20 protein-coding genes are annotated in these 16,423 nt (G+C 62.7%); 9 read left to right on the top strand and 11 right to left on the bottom strand.

Annotation, left to right across the window (positions count from 1 at the left end):
• Positions 1-4 precede the first annotated feature (4 nt).
• Both GBB18_RS00240 and mscL read left to right on the top strand, forming a co-directional pair.
• Positions 5-691 carry an SAF domain-containing protein gene (locus GBB18_RS00240; RefSeq protein WP_151640357.1) on the top strand — a complete coding sequence of 229 codons (687 nt, stop codon included), beginning with the start codon at positions 5-7 and terminating at the stop codon, positions 689-691.
• A 256-nt stretch (positions 692-947) separates the two neighbouring features.
• Positions 948-1,415 (top strand): large conductance mechanosensitive channel protein MscL, encoded by a 468-nt coding sequence (mscL, locus tag GBB18_RS00235; RefSeq protein ID WP_151640356.1) that lies wholly within the window; start codon positions 948-950, stop codon positions 1,413-1,415.
• Between the two features lie 111 nt (positions 1,416-1,526).
• Here mscL and GBB18_RS00230 read toward each other — a convergent pair whose 3' ends face one another.
• From GBB18_RS00230 to GBB18_RS00200, 7 genes are all read right to left on the bottom strand, one after another.
• Positions 1,527-1,787, bottom strand: coding sequence for a hypothetical protein (locus GBB18_RS00230; RefSeq protein WP_151640355.1), 261 nt, complete (start codon positions 1,785-1,787; stop codon positions 1,527-1,529).
• Positions 1,787-2,386, bottom strand: coding sequence for a molybdenum cofactor biosynthesis protein B (locus GBB18_RS00225; protein WP_151640354.1), 600 nt, complete (start codon positions 2,384-2,386; stop codon positions 1,787-1,789). Before GBB18_RS00225 ends, GBB18_RS00230 begins: the two co-directional genes overlap by 1 nt.
• Positions 2,387-2,431: 45 nt before the next feature.
• Positions 2,432-3,874 (bottom strand): trypsin-like peptidase domain-containing protein, encoded by a 1,443-nt coding sequence (locus GBB18_RS00220; protein WP_151640353.1) that lies wholly within the window; start codon positions 3,872-3,874, stop codon positions 2,432-2,434.
• Between the two features lie 95 nt (positions 3,875-3,969).
• Positions 3,970-5,547, bottom strand: coding sequence for a HAMP domain-containing sensor histidine kinase (locus tag GBB18_RS00215; protein WP_225979106.1), 1,578 nt, complete (start codon positions 5,545-5,547; stop codon positions 3,970-3,972).
• Complete coding sequence (locus tag GBB18_RS00210; RefSeq protein WP_151548952.1) at positions 5,544-6,236, bottom strand: response regulator transcription factor; 693 nt, start codon at positions 6,234-6,236, stop codon at positions 5,544-5,546. Before GBB18_RS00210 ends, GBB18_RS00215 begins: the two co-directional genes overlap by 4 nt.
• Positions 6,237-6,523: 287 nt before the next feature.
• Entirely contained in the window at positions 6,524-6,697 is a 174-nt protein-coding gene (rpmF, locus tag GBB18_RS00205; protein ID WP_151530045.1) for a 50S ribosomal protein L32, read from the bottom strand.
• A gap of 15 nt (positions 6,698-6,712) precedes the next feature.
• Positions 6,713-6,979, bottom strand: coding sequence for a type B 50S ribosomal protein L31 (locus GBB18_RS00200; protein ID WP_018019288.1), 267 nt, complete (start codon positions 6,977-6,979; stop codon positions 6,713-6,715).
• 646 nt (positions 6,980-7,625) lie between these two features.
• Between GBB18_RS00200 and rpmB the strand changes: the two genes are divergently transcribed.
• From rpmB to GBB18_RS00170, 6 genes are all read left to right on the top strand, one after another.
• Positions 7,626-7,862 (top strand): 50S ribosomal protein L28, encoded by a 237-nt coding sequence (gene rpmB / locus GBB18_RS00195; RefSeq protein ID WP_151530044.1) that lies wholly within the window; start codon positions 7,626-7,628, stop codon positions 7,860-7,862.
• 3 nt (positions 7,863-7,865) lie between these two features.
• The gene (rpmG, locus tag GBB18_RS00190; RefSeq protein WP_151530043.1) at positions 7,866-8,030 is read left to right on the top strand and encodes a 50S ribosomal protein L33; all 165 of its coding nucleotides are present in this window, start codon (positions 7,866-7,868) and stop codon (positions 8,028-8,030) included.
• Positions 8,031-8,033: 3 nt separating this feature from the next.
• On the top strand, positions 8,034-8,339 hold the full coding sequence (gene rpsN / locus GBB18_RS00185) for a 30S ribosomal protein S14 (RefSeq protein WP_151530042.1): 306 nt from the start codon (positions 8,034-8,036) through the stop codon (positions 8,337-8,339).
• Positions 8,340-8,352: 13 nt separating this feature from the next.
• The gene (rpsR, locus tag GBB18_RS00180; RefSeq protein ID WP_026161376.1) at positions 8,353-8,598 is read left to right on the top strand and encodes a 30S ribosomal protein S18; all 246 of its coding nucleotides are present in this window, start codon (positions 8,353-8,355) and stop codon (positions 8,596-8,598) included.
• Positions 8,599-8,788: 190 nt separating this feature from the next.
• Positions 8,789-9,751: a putative nucleotidyltransferase substrate binding domain-containing protein gene (locus tag GBB18_RS00175; RefSeq protein WP_192795848.1), complete on the top strand. Its 963-nt coding sequence runs from the start codon at positions 8,789-8,791 to the stop codon at positions 9,749-9,751.
• On the top strand, positions 9,751-10,422 hold the full coding sequence (locus tag GBB18_RS00170) for a TetR/AcrR family transcriptional regulator (RefSeq protein WP_151548954.1): 672 nt from the start codon (positions 9,751-9,753) through the stop codon (positions 10,420-10,422). The genes GBB18_RS00175 and GBB18_RS00170 overlap by 1 nt, the downstream gene beginning before the upstream one ends.
• Here the strand turns inward: GBB18_RS00170 and GBB18_RS00165 are convergent.
• From GBB18_RS00165 to GBB18_RS00150, 4 genes are all read right to left on the bottom strand, one after another.
• Positions 10,419-11,270 (bottom strand): CoA ester lyase, encoded by an 852-nt coding sequence (locus GBB18_RS00165; RefSeq protein WP_151640352.1) that lies wholly within the window; start codon positions 11,268-11,270, stop codon positions 10,419-10,421. The two genes, GBB18_RS00170 and GBB18_RS00165, sit on opposite strands and share 4 nt — an antisense overlap.
• A 93-nt stretch (positions 11,271-11,363) precedes the next feature.
• Positions 11,364-12,950, bottom strand: a complete 1,587-nt coding sequence (purH, locus tag GBB18_RS00160) for a bifunctional phosphoribosylaminoimidazolecarboxamide formyltransferase/IMP cyclohydrolase (RefSeq protein ID WP_151548956.1) — start codon at positions 12,948-12,950, stop codon at positions 11,364-11,366.
• 82 nt (positions 12,951-13,032) lie between these two features.
• Positions 13,033-13,584, bottom strand: a complete 552-nt coding sequence (gene purN, locus GBB18_RS00155; RefSeq protein WP_151640640.1) for a phosphoribosylglycinamide formyltransferase — start codon at positions 13,582-13,584, stop codon at positions 13,033-13,035.
• Positions 13,585-13,644: 60 nt separating this feature from the next.
• Positions 13,645-15,150, bottom strand: a complete 1,506-nt coding sequence (locus tag GBB18_RS00150; RefSeq protein ID WP_151640351.1) for a DUF6350 family protein — start codon at positions 15,148-15,150, stop codon at positions 13,645-13,647.
• Between the two features lie 470 nt (positions 15,151-15,620).
• Here GBB18_RS00150 and GBB18_RS00145 point away from each other — a divergent pair, with 470 nt between their 5' ends.
• Positions 15,621-16,337 carry a M23 family metallopeptidase gene (locus tag GBB18_RS00145; RefSeq protein WP_151640350.1) on the top strand — a complete coding sequence of 239 codons (717 nt, stop codon included), beginning with the start codon at positions 15,621-15,623 and terminating at the stop codon, positions 16,335-16,337.
• The last annotated feature ends 86 nt before the right edge of the window (positions 16,338-16,423 follow it).

Here is a 16,423-nt window from a genome sequence, read left to right as displayed (position 1 = left end):
AGATATGAGCTCCTCTCTTGATTCTCGATTACGTTCTTTTACTCAAGCCCTCCACACCCCGAGCTATCATCGCGGCCGCCTGCTGCGCTGGTGTATCGCCGGTCTTTGCCTCGTGGTGGCTGCCGTATCTGCGCTGGCGCCTCTGCGCAGCAGCGACCCCGCCGCGGTGGTACTCAGCCGCGATGTGGCCGCCGGTGAGGAGATCGCCTCTGCCGATCTCATAGTGATCTCTGTGCCCGATCGGCTGCGCCCGGAGGGCGCCTATGCCGCGGTGGAGGATGTCAGCGGCCTTGTGGCGGCCTCGGCACTCCGCACGGGGGAGATCCTGCACCCGGCGCGGGTGCTCGGCCCCGAGCTCACAGCACAGCTCGCCACGGGCTCACCGACTATCCCCGATGCCACGATGGTTCCGATCACCGTGGCCGATCCCGCCGTGGCCGGCTTGCTCCAGCACGGCGATAGCATCAGTATTCTCACGTGGGCCGATAATCGCGAGGAGACGGTGACCATCGCAGAGCACGCTCGGGTGGCGCTGACCCAACCCCCAGTGGATACGGACGCACAGCCGGGCACCATCCTAGTGGTGCTTTCCCAACCAGAGGCGCACGCGGTGGCGGCTGCGGCACTCCACGGCCCCCTCACTGTCGTGGTCACCGGAGCCCGCGCCCGAAAGAACACAGGGATTCCCTAGCAGAGGAGGAACACACGGAGCCTTCATATCCACCCGTAGCGGAAAACCGGCCACTTAACGTATGGATGGGAAACTGGGCTAAAGTACAACCTTGACTTTAAGGCGGTCCCCTAGCGCCCACCACGTACTGCACGCCGGTAGGAACTGGCGCTCGCCAAGGGTTCTTGTGTCTATAGCCTTTGCTGCATGCAGTGACGCTTCCTGACACCTGTGCTTTTCGCCCACTCCATCTCTTTATTTTTTAAGGACGCTTTCTATGTTCAAGGGTTTCCGCGACTTCATCTTGCGGGGTAATGTGATCGATCTTGCTGTGGCGGTCGTGATCGGCTCCGCTTTCACGGCCTTAGTTACTGCCTTCTCTGACAACATCATCGAACCGGTGCTGGCGTTATTCGGTTCCACCGATGTCCAAGGGTTTGCCTTCCAGCTCGACCACGATAAGCCCGGTACCGTAGTGAATGTGGGCAAACTCATCACGGCAGCACTGAACTTCCTGATTATGGCAGCCGTAGTTTACTTCCTGTTCGTTGCTCCGATGAACAGATTCCGAGCTCTGCAAGCCGCCCGTAAGGGAGTAACTGAGGATGAGGAAGCTCCCAGTTCTGTGGAAGCAGAGCTACTCGGCGAGATCCGCGATTTGCTCAGAGCTCAAGCCTCGTCCCCCACCGCAGCTCTCGACGGTAGCGCCGAAAGGGAGAGCTCTTCCCCAAAGGAGAAGCACTAACACGCTTGAGTATTGCGCCTCTGCGCACCTGCTTCTATCACGACGCCGCCACAGCCAAGCACCCTCATGGTGCCGGCTGTGGCGGCGATTGTTCTTCACTGCGGCTACGCGTTAGCCCCCATAATGCGGCGGGCGGTTCTGTGTCCAAAATTCGGCGCTCAACCGCCCATCTGCCTCCAGGGGAGCACGTTCGTCCACCACGCCATCACTGTCGACATCGACGGTGCGGTCGCGATCTCCGCGACCACTCTCGGCTCCACTAATGCGGCGATAGAACTCGATCGAGTCCACGCTGCGGTCAATATTCTCTGCATCGGAGAGGCGGCGGGTGCGGCGGCGCGGCCGCGATTGTCTCGACGGGGGCTGTGCCACTAGTCTTCCAAACTCCAATTCTGTAGCTGCTCGATCACGTGATCCACCAGCGGCAAGAGCGTGGCCATGCCGTCGCGAATCGCCGCCCGAGAGGGGGCGATATTGACCACAACAGTGGAGCCAGACACCCCAGCCACGCCGCGAGATACGCACGCATCCACGGCTCCGCAGGCCAGCCCAGAGGAGCGTAGTGCCTGAGTGACCCCGTTGAGTTTTAGATCCAACACCGCCTCGGTGGCTTCTGGGGCCTTATCGCGCGGCCCCACCCCAGTACCGCCGATGGTGATCACCAGATCGGCGCCACCGACCACAGCGGTTTCAATTGCGGTTCGGATCGCGGATTCATCCGACCGCACCGACACAACCGCATCGACCGCATAGTTGCCCTCTTCGAGCAACTCGGTCACGAGGCGGTCGGTGTCTTTGCCGCTGGCAATGACGTGATCGGTCACCAACACCACGAGGGCGTGGTGCACGGTGTGCCGGCCCGCGACTTCTTCCCGTTCGGAGGCCTGCAGAAATTCTGCCGATGGTTCCTCGATGTCGGCGAGGCGTTGCGCAGCTCGATCGGCTGCGGAGTTGAAATTTTCGTCAACCATGTCGACCTTTTCTGATCGCGGAATCTACGAGTGCTGGATATCAATCTACTCGTTCGGCAGCGTAACCTCGACCATTCGCGGATTCTCGCCATTGTCATCGACAATTTCCAGCTTGATCGTCGCCCCGAATTCTTGGGAGCGCACCGCTGTGATCAGCGCATCCGCGCTGTCGATGGAGCGATCATCGACCCGCGAAATAATATCTCCGGCCTTCACCCCAGCGGCCTCAGCGGGGCCACTCGGCTCCACGTCGGCCACCACGGCGCCATAGGGCGAGGGACTCCGCGATACCCGCACACCGATAATCGGCTGCGTCACTTTGCCGGTCTCCACCAACTGGTTGGCCAGCCGGCGCGTCTGGTTGGAAGGAATAGCGAAGCCCACGCCAATGGAACCGGCGCTTCTGCCGCCCCCAGTGGAGGTGGTGGCAATCACCGAGTTCATCCCCACTAGGTTGCCCTGCATGTCCACCAGCGGGCCACCGGAGTTGCCGGGGTTGATCGCTGCGTCCGTTTGGATGGCGTCGATAAGCGAGGACTCACCGGCGCGATTGCCTGCGGCCCGGATCGGGCGGTTCAGGGCGGAGACAATACCGCTGGTCACCGTGGCCTCGAGCCCGAGGGGCGAGCCGACGGCCACAACCTGCTGGCCTACCTTGAGATCATCGGAGTTACCGAAGGTCATCACGGTGAGATCGCGGGCGTCGCGCAGCTTAATCACGGCCACGTCGGTATCGGAATCGCCGGCGATGAAGTCGGCCTGATAGTGCTGGCCATCGTGCATCGTCACGACGATCGGGGAATTCTCGCTGCCGGCCACCACGTGGTTATTGGTCAGGATGAGCCCGTCTTCGGAGATCACCGAGCCCGAGCCTTCCGCGGTTTCGGTGGTAATCGATACCACGGCCGGCAGCACCCGGCTGGCGACGTCTTCCACGCTGCCCTCCGCGGCAGTGCCCGTGCGCTCCACGGGCTGTTCGGCGAGCGCGTTGACCCGATCCGAGCGCGGCGAGCTGCCCGTACCGGAATTAGCCACCACCAGGCCGGTGATGCTGCCGGCGGCGACCGCACCCACAAGCATCATGGCCATCGCCGTGACAAAGCCGACTTGGCGCTTCGGTTTCTGCTGCGGCGCGGCGGGATCGCTATATCCACCCTCCGGCGCCGCGTTCGGGCCGGGCTGTTGGGCACCGGGTTGCGGGGCGTGCGGCTGCGGGTTCTGCGGCTGCTCGGCGCGCGGCCCAGCCCACGGGGTGCCGGCTGCGTGCTGCTCCGGCTGCCCAGGCTGCGCCTGCTGCGGCGCCGGCCCATCGGCGGGCCCGAATTGCTGGGTAGGTTGTTCCTGCCAGCGGCCATAGGGATTAGTACTCGGAGACTGCCAGCCGGACTCGGCGCCGTGAGTCTGCGCCGAGTCGGCGGGGCCTGATCCGTTCTGCTGGCCCCACGAGGGAGACTCGGAGGGACGGGGCGTGGTGTTATCTTCGTTCATAAATCCTTATTATTCACCTTGATTGTGGGGAATGACTGGCGAAGAATATCGCGCTTACTGACAGTTGTCTGTCAGTTTCCTTGGAAGCCCGCCGTCTAATTTTCTCGGTTGCGTTCCCACAGCGCGCCGAAGATTTCTTCGCGCGAGCCCTGCTTCGGAAATTCCTTTATGGGGTTCTCGCGCTTATCGACGTCGCCCTCCGCCGGCTCCATCTCATCCTCCTCGGCTTCCGGATTGCTTGGCTCTCCCGGCAGCTGCACGCGCATCAGCGCACCGCCGCTCTCGGATTCCTCGGCGACGATCGTGCCGGCATGGCGTTCGATTACCTGCTTGACGATAGCCAGCCCCAACCCAGAGCCGGGCATGGAGCGCGACTGCACCGAGCGATAGAAACGCTGGAATACCTTCTCGCGATCTTCCACCGGAATGCCTGGCCCAGAGTCCGCGAAGGTGAGCTCCACTAAGTCCTCCCGCACTGGGGTCATGGCAATGCGCACCACCCCATCGGAGGGCGACCACTTGGCCGCATTATCCATCAGGTTCAAGGTGGCGCGCCCCAGCGCGAAAGGATCACCATAGAGGAACCAGTCGGTGGTCTGCATCTCAAAGACCACATCTGGGCGGCGCCGCTCCACGCGGGACAGCGACTCCTCCATGACCTCGGCGAGATCGACCAGCTCCACTACCTGCTGGGGGCCATCCTCGCGGGCCAAATCCACGAGATCACCAATGAGGGTGGACATCTCCTCGATCTGGGCCACCACATCGCGCTCCAGATCGTTGCGGTCCTCCTCGCTGATCGCCGCCCCATTGCTGCGGGTGACCATCATCAACAGCTCGATATTGGTGCGCAGCGAGGTCAAGGGGGTTTTCAGCTCGTGTCCGGCATCGGCCACCAACTCCGCCTGGCGGATGCGGGAAGCCTGCAGGGCCGCCAGCATGTCATTGAAGGAGCGGGTGAGCTGCGCCAGCTCGTCATCGCCGACCACGGGGATCGGGCGGAGATCATCTGTGCGGGCCACATAGTCCACGGCCTGCTGTAGCCGGCCCACAGGCCGTAGGCCGGTGCGAGCAATCACCATGCCGGTGGCAATGGCGATGAGCACGCCCACACCACCAATGGTGAGCAGCATCAGCCCAAGACTGGTGATAATGCGGTGGGTGTTTTCGAGGTCTTGGGCCAGAATCACCGTGGCGCCATAGTCATTGCGCACCGCCACCACGCGCTCATCGCCATTGTTGCGGCGGCTCAGCTGCTGGGCGCCATTAATCACCCGGATTTCATCGAAAAGCTGAATCTGATCGCCCACCCCCGAATGCGAGCCTGGCGGGAAATACGCCACACGCATGGAGGGGTTGTAGTTCTTAAAGCGCAGGATCTCGGCTTCGGGGTTGTAGACAAACACCGGATCGAGACTCTTCGACAGCAGGGTCCCCGCTTTACTCTCGAGCTCACGGTCGACCGAGTTCGTCATCGCGGTCGATACCGTCCAGTAGGCGGCGATGGTCATGATTCCTACGGCGACGGCCACCATAAAGGCCGCGACCATAGACAAACGCCACCGCAGCGGGGAGCGATTCCACCCGCCGAGGCGCCTATCCATTTCAGCATCGGTGCCCGAGTCGGCGATATCACCGTCCTCGGGCACTGATGTGGACTGCCGCAGAATCACGGTGCAGTCTCACGCAGCACGTAGCCGACACCCCTCACCGTGTGAATCAGGCGCGGCTCGCCATCGGCCTCGGTCTTGCGACGCAGATAGCCGATATACACCTCGAGAGCGTTGCCGGAGGTGGGGAAATCATAGCCCCATACTTCCTCGAAGATCGCGGAACGGCTGAGCACATGCGTCGCCCTAGAGAGCAGCAGCTCGAGCAGCGCGAACTCGGTGCGAGTGAGGCTGATCTGACGCTGGCCGCGGAACACATCGCGGGTTTCGGGGTTCAGGCGTAGGTCGGAATAGACCAAATCGGCGGTGGTTTCTGGGCCGATGGCCTCGGCGGCGGCGCGGCGCAGCAGGGAACGCACCCTGGCCAGCAGCTCCTCGAGTGCAAAAGGCTTGGGCAGGTAGTCATCGGCACCCGCATCCAGCCCGGCCACTCGGTCCGAGACACCATCGCGTGCGGTGAGCACCAGAATGGGACGATCATCGCCGCGGCTGCGCAAGGTGCGACACACCTCGAGACCATCGACGCGCGGCATCATCACGTCCAAGATCAGCAGATCAGGCTGCTCCTGTTCGGTGAGGTCCAGAGCGTCTTGGCCATCCTCGCCCATGACTACCTCATAGCCATTGAACGTCAGGGAGCGGCGCAGCGACTCGCGTACCGCTTGTTCGTCATCAACTACCAGAATTTTCATGAACTCTATTGTGCCCTATGTATCGCCAAACATACCTACGATGACGCCAATTTTAGACTCTTTACAGAAAGCTTTTTAGCCGCTGACAGCGAACCCACAGCTTTGCTGTGACCTGCCTCGCCACCGTCCCACAGACGGCGCCACCCCGCCCCTACTCCGCGGCGTAGTGCCGTGGGCGGGGTGGCGGATACACACGAACCCACCGCCGTGGGAGGCGATGGGTTCGTGATTGTCTCAGCTGGGCACCAGGCGCCGCAGCGGAGATAGGTACAAGGTGTTATTCGCGCTTAGAACTGCTCGAGGTCCACCAGGCCGAGCTTGGCGGCCTTCACCAGACGCTTCGGAATGCGGTAGGTCTGGCCGTCGATCTTGACTTCCTGGAGTGCCACGTTGTTGGCCTTCCACTGAGAGCGACGGGAACGAGTGTTGGCACGCGACATACGACGCTTTGGTACTGCCATGATGTATTCCCTCCTTTAGGCCTTCTTGTTGCGGCGAACTCGGTTGCCGTAACGACGTTGGAACTTCTCGACTCGACCAGCGGTGTCCATGACACGCTGAGCGCCGGTCCAGAACGGGTGAGACTCGCTGGTGACGTCAACGACGATAAGCGGGTACTCGTTGCCGTCCTCCCACTCGACGGTGCGAGAGCTACCGGCGGTGGAGCGGGTCAGGAACTTGTGGCCCGTACCAGCATCCTGGAAAACTACCCAGTGGTAGTCAGGGTGGATGTCCTTCTTCATAAACTTCGATTCCCTCAGGGTTGAACTTCAGGTCGGTCGCGCGCATCACGCCGGCATAGTCCTCAAAAAGATATAAGCGGCCAGCCGTGGCGCACGTCGTGCCTGAGTTGGGTTTCTTTAGGTGTGCAGTTCTGCGCAGCAGCCACGGCCACCGACAAGATGACTATGTGCTGCTGAGCGCGGTTCGCTCATCGCCACCACCCATGCAGTGCGCGCAGCGCGCATAGGCGTGCACGATGGCACTCGAAACATCCTACACACCGGCATTGTTCCTGCAAAACTCCCCCAACCTCGCACTAGCTCCACGCCCCGTTGGCGCCCCAAGGGTGCGGCGGCGATAAGGGTGGCGTCGATAAGCCACGCACAGGGCTCTAGATATATAGAGCCTCCTGGGTTGTGACACCGCATCTGGGCGCCACATCCACCCCACACACCCCAGCAGTGGCCGATACGACAGCAAATGAGCAAGCGATTAGGGATTTCACGCGAAAACATGTATTGTTATCGCTTGCTGTTGTCGAAGTATTCGTTTACGCCCCGTCGACGTGGCTGTGAGCCGCGCCCCGATGCCTTTTTTATTTTTAAGGCCTTGTGCGAGCAGCGGCTCCAGAAGAGTCAGACGTGGGCGGCTAGGAGAAGGAAACCCATGTCGGCTATTTGCCAGGTAACGGGACGCAAGCCGAGTTTCGGCAAGTCCGTCTCGCACTCGCACCGACGCACTAACCGCCGTTGGAGCCCCAACGTGCAGCGTCGTCGTTTCTACGCCCCTTCTTTGGGTCGTACCGTAACCCTTAATGTGTCCACCAAGGGCCTGAAGATCATCGACCGCGATGGTATCGACGCCGTTGTTACTCGTCTCATCGCACGTGGGGAGAAGATCTAACTTATGGCACGTAATGACATTCGCCCGATCATCAAGCTGAAGTCCACCGAGGGCACCGGCTACACCTATGTGACTCGGAAGAACAAGCGCAATAACCCCGATCGCATCACGCTGAAGAAGTATGATCCGATCGCCCGCAAGCACGTCGAATTCCGCGAGGAGCGATAATCTATGGCTAAGAAGTCTAAGATCGCCAAGAACGAGCAGCGCAAGGAAATCGTCGCCCGCTTTGCGGAGCGTCGCGCTGAGCTCAAGGCCATCATCAAGAACCCGAACACCTCTGACGAGGACCGTTTGGATGCGCAGTACGAGCTGAACCGTCAGCCCCGCGACGCCTCCCCGGTCCGCGTGCGTAACCGCGACGCCCACGATGGTCGTCCCCGCGGCTACCTCCGCAAGTTCGGCCTGTCCCGTGTCCGCGTTCGCGGCATGGCTCACCGTGGTGAGCTTCCGGGCGTCCGTAAGTCCAGCTGGTAATTAGGGAGTTTCAATGAAGCGTAATTTTAAGAAGGCGCGGATGGAACAGTCCCGCCGCCCCAAGAAGAACCCTCTGAAGGCTCTGGGTATCGAGAAGGTTGACTACAAGGAAGTCAACACTCTTCGTACCTTCATCTCTGACCGCGGCAAGATCCGTTCCCGCCGCGTCACCGGGCTCACCCCGCAGCAGCAGCGCCAGGTCGCTACCGCTGTGAAGAACGCCCGTGAGATGGCCCTCCTGCCGTTCACCAGCCGCTAAGCCGACTGGGACGCACTCTAATCGCTTACGCGATGACAGCGCACTGTTGCCGCTGGCATTCGTGACACGGCAAGAGTTTTCAGCAGTACAAGGCGCATATCTCCCACATTCGGGAGCTATGCGCCTTTTGCTTATCTCCAGGCTTGGTAGTCTTTTGCTAACCGTCCACCTCGCACAAGAAAGCCCACCTGTGCCCACTTCACTGCATCCCTCCCTCCGCCAACTACTCGAGCAAGCGCCCCAGTGTCACAGCCTCGCCATGGCTCGCGACATCCTCGAGGAATCCCATATTCTGCTGCGCAACGCTATCTCCCACGAGGACAAGGTAGATGCGTGGTCGCTCACCCGGTGGTTCTCCGATGTGGTGCAGGCCGTACTGCACTCCCCTGCCGTGTCGCAGCTCTGCGGTGGCGCCACCATCGTGGTCACCGGCGCCTTTGGCCGCGGCCATGGCCTGCCCACCTCGGGGGTGCAGTGGCTCAGCGTGCTCCGCGAGGGGCAGAGCAGTGACGACGCCGCCCTCGCCCACTTCTGCGAATCGGCCGGTCTTACCGTGCACGCCACCCCCGATAGCTTCACCCCCGCGGATAAGAAGGAATGGATCCGCCGGATCCACGCATCGGTCGAGAGCGGCGATGGCGAAGCCATGGGGCTTTTCGCAGATGCCGGCACCTGGGTGGCCGCCGAACTCGCCGCCGCGGTAGCCAGCGATGCCGAGCTGAGCACCCCGCTGCTCAGCCACGCCGCGAAGGTGCGCCCGCCGGCGATCGAAGTCATCGATGGGCTACCCAAACGTGACCGCGTCGTGGATATGCACGCTGAGCTGGTGGTACCACTAGCCAAGTTGGCCCGGTGGGCGTCGATGCGCGCCGGCAGTACCGTGACGGAAACGGATCGCCGCATCGCCGCCGCGGAGGTAGCGGGCGTGCTCAGCCATCACGAAGCCGCCTATGCTCGGGAGGCATGGACGGCGGCGATCACCCTCCAGCTGCACCGCTGGGCGGACCGCGCTGGCGGGCACGTCATGCGCTGGGATCTGCTCCCGCAGCTGGACCGTTCCGCCTTTGGCGCAGCGTCCCGACTACTATCGGATGTCTTTGCGGCCGTAGATACTCGCTATAATCAGGCGCACAGCGTCGAGGAGGGAAAATAATGGCCGGAGCAGTAGGACGTCCCCGCAAAAATAGCGATCGTCGGCGCGGCAACAATGCCCGAGAGGAAATCCTCGACGCCGCCGCCGAGCTGTTCACCACTAAGGGTTTTTCCACCACCTCCACCCACGAGATCGCGGATGCGGTGGGCATGCGCCAGGCGAGCCTGTACTACCACTTTCCTTCCAAGTCGGATATCTTTCTCACTCTGCTGAAGTCCACGGTGGAACCGTCGATGGTGGTGGCCGCGGAACTCGGCGCCTCGGATATCACTCCCGAGATGCGCTTGTGGGCCCAGGTGGCCGCCGAGACGCGGCATTTGCTGTCCACGAGGTGGAATGTGGGCAAGCTCTATCAGCTGCCGATGGCGTCCTCTGAAGAGTTCACGGAGTTCCACCGCCAGCGCGGGGATCTCTCCCAAATTTTCCGAGACCTCGCTGCGGAGATCGTCGGCCCCGACGACCCTCGCACCTTCCTGCCACGGCATATCGCCCAATCGGTGGTAGATATGCGCCCCAATGATGGCACTATCCCCTTCCCGTTGGCGATCGATAGCCTGCCCGAGCCGACGGTGATTTTGGCCGACGCCGCTCTGGCCGTGCTCAACGCCGAGCTGCCGGAGCGTCGCGAAGAAACGGCCCTTGAACTCATTACCAAGGTGCAGACCAGCTAGTCCGCGCCCTCGGTGGTAGCCTCGCCGCTGCGCTCGAGGAGCCGATGTGCCAGGGTGATCAGCGGAGTATCGACCATTTCCCCATCGAGCGAGAACGCGCCCGGGTGCCGGCGGCTTTCCGCTGCGATGCGCCGGGCCCAGTCCAGCTGTGCCGCACTCGGTTGAAAGGCGCGGCGTACCGTGTCCACCTGGCTGGGATGGATACAGGGATAGGCGGCAAAACCCATGCGCGCCGAGTCGAGTGCTTCAGTGTAGAGCCCCTCGAGATCCGTGAAGTCTTGATACACCGCATCGATGGCGAACTTGCCCGCTGCAGCGGCGTGAATAAGGGTATGGGAGCGCAGATAGTCCAGTGGCGCCCGATAGCGGCCCGGATAGGGCTCATCGTCTTGCTGGCGCGAGCTTGCCCCGCCGAGGCCGATGGTGAAATCATCGGCGCCCCAATACAGCCCCACCACGCGCTCGTCGCGGGCGATCTCGGTGGTATGTAGCAGCGCCTCCGGCAGCTCAATGATCGGCACAATATCGAGTCCGTCGAGCAGCGGGGAATCCGGCAGCGGGTCCGTAACCTTAGGGATGATTACCGAACGGTAGGGCGTCTCTGCGACGCAGCGAAGATCATCCTCGTGGTGCTCATCCTGCGGGCCCACCACCCGCACGAAGGTACGAGCCGGATCGAGATTGGACTCGCGAATGGTGGCGTAGGCGCTCGCCCGATCCACCGTCCCAGCACCATCTTCTAGATCGAGGATCACCATGTCCGCCCGCGCGGCGGCCTTGGGAATGATCTCTGGGCGATTAACGGGGGCGAAGAGCAAAGCGGGCCCTGCGAGATGGAAAGTGCTCATGCCAGATCAGTCTAGCTGTCACAGTCCTACTCGCAGGGCCCGCAGCCCGCAGCCGCACCGCGACTGCGACCATAGCCGCTCTCAGCGCCAGGTTTAGTGCGCGAAGTGGCGGGCGCCGGTGAAGTACATCGTCACGCCGGCCTTGGTGGCGGCCTCGATCACTTCATCATCGCGGATGGAGCCGCCGGGCTGCACCACGGCACGAACTCCAGCCGCAGAGAGCACTTCGAAGCCATCGGCGAAGGGGAAGAAGGCATCGGAGGCGGCCACGGCACCGCGGGCACGCTCCTGCTCCCCTGCCAGAGTATTGGCGCGCTCGACCGCGAGCTTGGCTGCGTCCACGCGATTGACCTGCCCCATGCCCACGCCCACGGTAGCGCCCTCGTGGGCAAGCAAGATGGCATTGGACTTGGTGGCACGCACCGAGCGCCATGCGAACTCGAGATCGGCTAGGGTGTCCTCGTCCACGGCCTCACCGGCAGCGAGGGTCCAGCCGGCCGCGGTGTCGCCCTCAGCCTGGAGGCGATCGCGCTGCTGCACGAGCACACCACCGGAGATCTCGCGGGTCTCATACTGCTGCTGCTCGGGGGCGGGGCAGAGCAGGATACGAATATTCTTCTTCTGCTGCAGGATCTCTACCGCACCGTCCTCATAGCTGGGAGCGATAATCGCCTCGGTGAAGATCCCGGAGACGGTCTCTGCCATCTCCTTAGACACGGCACGGTTGGCGGCAATGATGCCGCCGAAGGCAGACATCGGATCGCAGGCGTGGGCGCGGCGGTGTGCCTCCGCAATGGAGTCCTCCGATACCGCGATGCCGCAGGGGTTGGCGTGCTTGATGATCGCCACGCAGGGACGCTCGTGGTCCCAGGCGGCGCGCCAAGCGGCGTCGCCATCGGTGTAGTTGTTGTAGCTCATCTGCTTGCCGTGCAGCTGGGTGGCGCGCGCCAGCCCCTCGCGCTCGGCGTCGTTGAGATACAGTGCTGCGCTCTGGTGCGGGTTCTCGCCGTAGCGCAGGGTTTCCTGCAGGGTATAGCTGGCGCCGCGCCATGCGGGGAAGGTGTTGTCGGCATCGTCCTGCTGGTGCAGCTGCTCGCCCATCCAGGTGGCCACGGCCACGTCATAGGCGGCGGTGTGCCGGAACGCCTCGGCGGCGAGCTCGGTGCGCTCGGCCCGGCTAAAGCCGCCGTTGGAGAGTGCCTGGGAGATGGCGTCGTAATGCGCAGGCGACGTGACCACGGCTACCGAGGGGTGGTTCTTCGCGGCGGCACGCACCATGGAGGGACCGCCGATGTCGATCTGCTCCACGCAGGCGTCGAAGTCTGCGCCGGAGGCTACGGTCTCGCGGAAGGGGTAGAGATTCACCACCACCAGCTGGAAGGCCTCCACGCCCAGCTCCTCGAGCTGGGAGAGGTGATCGTCCTTGCGGGTGTCGGCGAGGATGCCTGCGTGCACCTTCGGGTGCAGCGTCTTAACCCGCCCCTCAAGACACTCGGGGAAGCCGGTAATGGCCTCCACGGGGGTCACGGGTACCCCGGCCTCCTCAATGCGGGCAGCGGTGGAGCCGGTGGAGACAATATCCACGCCGGCCTCGTGCAGATCACGCGCGAGAGACTCCAACCCAGTTTTGTCATACACGCTGATCAATGCGCGCTTAATAGTCTTGCGATCCTCGCTCATATGAGCTTGTTCCTAACCTTTCGCAGTATGTCTTTCGCCAACAATGGTCTCTGGTGCGCAGCGCCTGCCGTAGCGGCGCAGGCTAGCCGCGGGACAGAGTGTGCAGCACATCAACGATGGCCTGCCGCTCTACTACTTTGATGCGCTCATGCAGGCCGGCTTCCGTGTCATCGGCGTGCACCGTGACGGGGCGTTGCGCGATGATCTCGCCGGTGTCCACGCCCTCGTCGACATAATGAACCGTCGATCCGGTGACTTTCACCCCGTAGTTCAGCGCATCCCGCACCGCGTGCGCGCCCGGGAATGCGGGCAGCAGCGCGGGATGGGTATTAATGACCCGCCGCGGAAAACGCTCGAGAAACTGGGGGCTGAGGATACGCATAAAGCCCGCTGAAACAACAAAATCTGGCTGCAGCGCCGCTACGGCCTGCGCCAGATCAAGGTTCCAGTGGTGTCGCTCCGCACCGCCACGAAAGGGCACGAGCTCTGCCTGCACTCCAGCGGTGCGGGCCCGCTCCAGGGCCTGGCATTCGCAATCCGCCACCAGTCCACACACGCGATACGCCTCATCCTGGGCGTCCATAATGGCCTGGGCGAGGGTGCCGGAGCCCGATGCCAGAATGACGATGCGCATGGGCTGCAGATCAGTGCTCGGGGTAGTGCTATGGGGTGAAGTCACGAACACATAGTAACGCTAACGCGGTTCACTACCGCCTTCTTCCCCCTGAGATCGCTCAGTTTCGGACGCCTCTACCCCCGTTTGGTTGTTCTCATCCGCACTTTCTGTGCTTTCGCTTGTCGACGCCATCTCGGCGTCATCCTCCGCCACTGCCCCATCCGGTTCCTGTGGTTGTTCCTCGGCCTCGATGGCCTCCTCCGGGGCGGCGCTCTCTGGCGTCCCTGCGGTCTCGTCTTGCTCCGCAGTCTCCTCTACAGGGGTATCGGCAGGCTCGCCGATAGCGGGGATCGCCGTCAGCTGCTCTTCGTAGTCTTCGTTGTGTTCCACATCGTCGAAACCGGCGACGAAGTCTTCCTCGCTCTCCTCGGCGTCTTCGCTGTCCTCCTCCAGCTCAGAGTCAATCGCGCGGAATTCCTCCGGAACCGCAGCGGCGGCGCGATACGCCAGCAGGCGGTCAAGGCCCACCATGGCGATGCCGAGTACGAGCATCCACGCCGCACTCACACCGGCAAAGAGGGGCACATGCACCCCGATGGAGCCGTAGAGGCCCACCTGGCCACTCAGCAGCCACGCCAGCACGGCGGCGATAGCGGCGGTCCAGAGGGCAGACAGCGCTACACACAGCCACGGGCGCTCGGCGCGGGCGGGGATGCGCCAGCCGATCTCGAGGGCAATGAGCATAGGCACCAGCAAGAGCAGCCAAGCGTAGTCCCAGATCGAGGCCGGCCACGCTGTCAGCAGCGGCAGCGGGGGCATGGGCACGAGGGCGGCGTCGAAAAGGCTCACAAACCCCTCACCGAAGCGGGCCTCGCTACCGCTGAGCACCGCCATGGCGGCGACCACGCCATTGACTGCGTAGAGCACAGAGACTCCCACCACCCCGAGGAAGCCGGAGCTGCCCTCGAAGGCGCTGCGAATCTCTCCGAGCGCGGCATGGTGGGCCGCGATACTCACGCCAACGACGAGCACAGCGATGGCGGCCATCGCGGTATGGAAACGCGTTGCCGCGTCGAAGCCACTGAGCACTTCGCTGGGGACGCCGTATTTCGTGCACAATGCCCGCCACAGGCGCGGTCCCATGCCAAAGATCAAGGCCAGCAGGTGGATGGCGAGCACGCGGGCCAGAAGGTTGGGCAGCTGCAGGGTGAACTCGGCAGGACGCAGCACGGCCCAGATCGCCACGGCCAGCAGTAGCGGCACGATCACGGTGGCGCCGGTGAGATAGGCGATGTCCACCACGCTCACCTTTTTATTCACGTTGTGCCGAATCAAGGCGGCCATTCCGGCGATCACTACCACCGGCCCCAGAAGCGGCATCGCGGAAAATGTGACGGTCTCGGCGTGGAGCGCCGCCGTATGTGCCCCTGCCCACACATAGGCGGTGGCGTGCAGCAGGTATCCCAGAGGCTCATTACTAAAGAGAATCGAGGCGAACGCCACCACGACGCAGAGTGCGAGCACAATCACGTTGGCAATCGCCGAGGCCCCACCGAAGCGGAGCAGACGTGACCGCCACGTCACAGGAGTGGGCGCTTGATCAGCTGCGCGCTGGCGACGCTCGGCGGTGCTGGCGCTAACCTTGACACGCCTCGATTGTCGCGTTTTCCTCGAGGAATGGCTTTGTGGCGACGTCGTTTTACTCACACGACCACTTTGCCATGAATCAGCGAAAGATAGGTCAAGCGACACTAGCACCGAGCCTCACCCCCTCACGGGTGGGAGGGGCAGAGCCACGCCTGTAACGTTCTCCCCCGTTGTCACGTATAGAAACATTTTTCACAACATGGTCGATTGTGCTTGACCAATTCGTTATAAAAGGCTAGCGTTACTACCTGTTGATAACGGGATGGTTACATTTTTGTACACTTCTAAGGATCTAACGATTCCGTACCTTCTGGATGTCCACAGTTTCTGTATGCATCCAGCAGCGTCACGACAATCCAGATCCGCGGTTCCCCTCGGAACACTAGTTAGGCACAGAAAGAAGGCTCATGCAGACTCAGACTCGGGCACACGCCAAGCACCGCACCACTGCGATGAGCGCAACCGCTAAGGGACGCGTCGCCGCAGTGGCTTTTGCTACTGGTTCCGTCTCCATCGCGGGAGCCGGCGGCGCCGCCGTTGCCGCTACTACTGCTGATTCCCAGCCTGAGACCGCCACCTTCGAGCTGGCCGCTGACCCAGCGACCGCTATCCCCGATGCACAGCCGCAGATCCTCGCTATCGCCGAGTACAAGCCTGTAGAGGACCTGAGTAACCAGGTGCAGACCGCCCTGAAGTTCACCAAGGATCGCCTCGCCGCGGATGCTGCGGCCCGTGCCCCGAAGGCTGCCAAGCCCGCCGAGGGCACTTTCACCTCCCCCTTCGGCCCCCGCTGGGGCACCATGCACAATGGCATCGACATTGCCAATGCCGTGGGTACCTCCATCGTTGCTGTGCTAAATGGCACCGTGATCGACGCCGGCCCGGCCTCCGGTTTCGGTAACTGGGTGCGGGTGCTGCACGATGATGGCACCATCACCGTCTACGGCCACATGGAGACCGTCGAGGTCGCCGTGGGCCAGAAGGTGACCGCTGGGCAGCGTATCGCCGGCATGGGTTCCCGTGGTTTCTCCACCGGCTCCCACCTGCACTTCGAGGTCCACCCCGGTGGCGGCGGACCCATCGATCCCGTGCCGTGGCTGGCCAACCTGGGCATCCACGTCTAAATATCTTTAGAGCATAGAAATCAGCCCGCAGCGTGTGTCAACACGCTGCGGGCTAGTTTCATGTTGCGCGTCCTGCGGGCGGGGCG

This window comes from Corynebacterium sp. 11A (assembly GCF_008930935.1).
Classification (GTDB): domain Bacteria; phylum Actinomycetota; class Actinomycetes; order Mycobacteriales; family Mycobacteriaceae; genus Corynebacterium; species Corynebacterium megadyptis.
Note: the sequence above shows the minus strand (reverse complement) of the source record. Positions and strands in the feature narration are given on the sequence as shown.